This is a genomic window from Brevibacterium sp. HMSC063G07, from assembly GCF_001810665.1.
In the GTDB taxonomy this organism is placed as follows: Bacteria; Actinomycetota; Actinomycetes; order Actinomycetales; family Brevibacteriaceae; genus Brevibacterium.
Map to the genome: position 1 here is coordinate 1 of NZ_KV802370.1, position 2548 is coordinate 2548.

The 2548-nt window shown below is 69.5% G+C and carries 2 protein-coding genes; both read left to right on the forward strand.

All coding sequences use genetic code 11. The features are described 5' to 3' along the window. The first annotated feature begins 148 nt into the window (after positions 1-148). A complete protein-coding gene (locus HMPREF2757_RS11300; RefSeq protein WP_070576917.1) occupies positions 149-724 on the forward strand; it encodes a YdhK family protein in 576 nt (191 codons plus the stop codon). A gap of 51 nt (positions 725-775) precedes the next feature. After that, on the forward strand, positions 776-2548 hold a 1773-nt coding region (locus HMPREF2757_RS11305; RefSeq protein WP_070576920.1), incomplete at its 3' end, for a heavy metal translocating P-type ATPase.

The following is a 2548-nucleotide window of genomic DNA, read 5'->3' on the forward strand; positions in this document are numbered from 1 at the left end:
GGCGACGTCGGTGCCGGCGCCGATCGCGATGCCGCCGAGGCGGCCGGCCGCGGCGTCCGCAGCCCGCCCGGGAAGATCCGCCCCACCCCTTGACGGATACCCCCTAGGGGTATAGCGTCGAAGACGCAGACCGAAGGAAAGGAGATCCATGAAGCAGCGCCTCACAACAGCAGTCACCGCGGGAATCCTCGGAGGAGCCCTCGCCCTGTCCGGCTGCGGCGCCGGAGCAGACGATTCCGCAGAGGACAGCAGCCCGACGAACACCGCCGCGGGCAGCCACAGCGCAGGCGACCACTCGGACCACCCAGCCGACGGCGGTCCCGCACCGAAGGGCATCGACAAGGCCGAGTCTCCGAAGTACCCGGTCGGGACCGACGTGACGCTCACCGCTGACCACATGGAGGGCATGGACGGCGCGAAGGCCACCGTCGTCGGCGCATTCGACACCTACACCTACGCGGTGGACTACACCCCGACGACCGGCGGCGATCCGGTCAAGAACCACAAGTGGGTCGTCCAGCAGGAGATCGAGGACGCCGGCGACGAGCGCCTCGAGGACGGAGCCGACGTCACCCTCGAAGCCGAGCACATGGAGGGCATGAAGGGCGCGAAGGCTACGATCGCATCCTCCACTGACGAAACCGTCTACATGGTCGACTACGAAGCCGACGGCACGAAGATGAAGAACCACAAGTGGGTTGTCGAAAGCGAAATCAAGCCGTAGTCCTGAGACCGCTGAGGGCAGAGCAGACAGATTGAGGGGAAGCAGAGAGCGATGACGGATCACAGCGCACACCACCACGGCGGCTCCGCACACGAGGCCGAGCACAGCCACCACACCGGGCACAGCGACCACACCGGACACGGCGGGCACGGCGATCACGTCGCCCAGTTCCGCCGGCTGTTCTGGATCAACCTGGTCATCGCGATCCCGGTGGTCGCCCTGTCGCCGATGTTCGCCGCGCTCATCGGCTACTCGGTGCCCGACTGGGCCGTCTGGGCCGCCGCGGTGCTCGGCACCGTCATGTACTTCTGGGGCGGCATCCCGTTCCTCACCGGCGCCTGGGACGAGCTAAAGAGCCGCAGCCCGGGGATGATGATGCTCATCGCCCTCGGCATCACGGTGGCGTTCCTCGCCTCGTGGGCCTCCACCCTCGGCCTCGTCGACCGAGAGCTGGAGTTCTGGTGGGAGCTGGCGATGCTCATCGTCATCATGCTGCTCGGACACTGGATCGAGATGCGCTCGCTGGCGCAGACGACGTCCGCCCTGGACTCCCTGGCCGCTCTCCTGCCCGATGAAGCCGAGCGCGTCGAGGGCGACGATGTCGTGACCGTCGACCCGGCTGAGCTCAGGGTCGGCGACGTCGTCATCGTCCGACCGGGCGGCAGCGTTCCCGCCGACGGCACCGTCGTCGACGGCCGCGCCGACATGGACGAATCGATGATCACGGGCGAATCGCGTCCCGTCTCCCGCGGCGAGGGCGATGCGGTCACCGCCGGCACCGTCGCCTCGGACTCGGGCCTGCGCGTGGAGATCACCGCCACCGGCGACGATACGGCCCTGGCCGGCATCAACCGGCTCGTCGCCGAAGCCCAGGGGTCCTCGTCGCGAGCCCAGCGGATCGCCGACCGCGCCGCGGCCCTCCTGTTCTGGTTCGCCCTCGGGGCCGCTCTCATCACGGCAGTGGTCTGGGCAATCGCCGGCGGTCCGGACGACGCCGTCACCCGCACCATCACAGTGCTCGTCATCGCCTGCCCGCACGCTCTGGGCCTGGCCATCCCGCTGGTCGTCTCGATCGCCACCGAGCGCGCGGCTCGGGGCGGAGTGCTCGTCAAGGACCGCCTGGCCATGGAGTCCATGCGCCAGGTCGATGCGGTTCTCTTCGACAAGACCGGCACGCTTACCAAGGGCGAACCGGTCGTCACCCGCGTCGAGCCTGTCGGCGATCTCGACGCCGACGAAGTGCTCTCCCTTGCAGCCTCCGCCGAAGCCGACAGCGAGCATCCCCTTGCCCGGGCCATCGTCGCAGCCGCCGAGGAGCGCGGACTGTCCTTTGAGGCCGGCACCGGCTTCAGCTCATCGCCCGCTGTCGGCGTCACCGCCGATGTCGCCGGCCGCGAGGTCCGCGTGGGCGGACCGCGGCTGCTCGAGGAGACCGGCCAGGATGAGGTCGAGACCGCTGAGGACTGGCGGGACGAAGGCGCCATCATCCTCCACGTCCTCCGGGACGGGCAGGTGGTCGGCGGGCTCAAGCTCGCCGACGAGGTTCGACCGGAGTCCCGCGATGCCGTCGACGCGCTGCACAGGCTGGGCATCGAGGTCGTCATGATCACCGGCGACGCCGAAGCGGTCGCCGTCGAGGTCGGCCGCGAGCTCGGCATCGACCGAGTCTTCGCCGGGGTGCGCCCCGAAGACAAGTCGGCTCGGGTCGCCCGCCTGCAGGAGGAGGGCAAGAAGGTCGCCATGGTCGGAGACGGCGTCAACGATGCTCCGGCGCTGGCGCAGGCCGATGTCGGCATCGCGATCGGCGCCGGCACCGACGTCGCC

What these genes read in the sequence shown, in the direction of transcription:
- HMPREF2757_RS11300 (WP_070576917.1), top strand. Translation starts at nt 149, where the DNA reads ATGAAGCAGCGCCTCACAACAGCAGTCACCGCGGGAATCCTCGGAGGA.